The organism is Streptomyces sp. Ru62 (assembly GCF_002920615.1).
Lineage (GTDB): Bacteria > Actinomycetota > Actinomycetes > Streptomycetales > Streptomycetaceae > Streptomyces.
Window position 1 is genome coordinate 1 of the sequence record NZ_PQSU01000100.1, and the last position, 612, is coordinate 612.

Below are 612 nucleotides of genomic sequence, written 5' to 3' on the forward strand. Positions count from 1 at the left end.
GGTTCAGGCGACCGTACTGCCGACTGCACGAGGAACGCTCGACCGGGCTGACCCCGCACAGCGCCGCGAACGACGCCTCACTGCCCAGACGTTCCGGGTTGCCCCCCACAGTGATCAGCAAAGTGACGGCCGTGTCCGGACCGATGCCCACCACCTCAAGCAACTGGGGAGCGTGGCGTTCCACCAGCCGGGTCAGGCGGCCTTCCAGCTCCCGGACCTCGTCGCTGAGCTGCCTGATGCGCCGGGCCAGGAGACCCAGGGTGACGTGGGTGGCGTGGAGCACCGCCCCTTCGTCGGCCTCGTCGTTCGGGCTGTCGTCGAGGAGCCCTGCGCAGGTGCGGATGAGCTCTGCGTTGCCCAGCCCGGCCAGGTCCTCCCTCAGCTGCGGACCGGCACGAATGAGGACGGCCTTGAGCTGGTTGATCGCCTGGGTGCGGGCCTTGACCGCCGAGTCCTTGGCCAGCTTGTACATCCGGGCGATCTCCACCGGCCCGTCGCCCGTCTTGGCCTGGGCGCGCGCCCGCCCGCTCAGCACCGCCCGGGCCGCGTTCTCGGCATCGAGCGGGTCCGACTTGCCGCGCCGCCGGCGGTCGGCCCGGTCGAACCGATTCA

General features: G+C 71.1%; 1 protein-coding gene. It reads right to left on the minus strand.

Features of this window, described 5'->3' with window-relative positions:
• On the minus strand, positions 1–612 hold a 612-nt coding region (locus C3492_RS43870), incomplete at both ends, for a transposase (protein WP_146075818.1).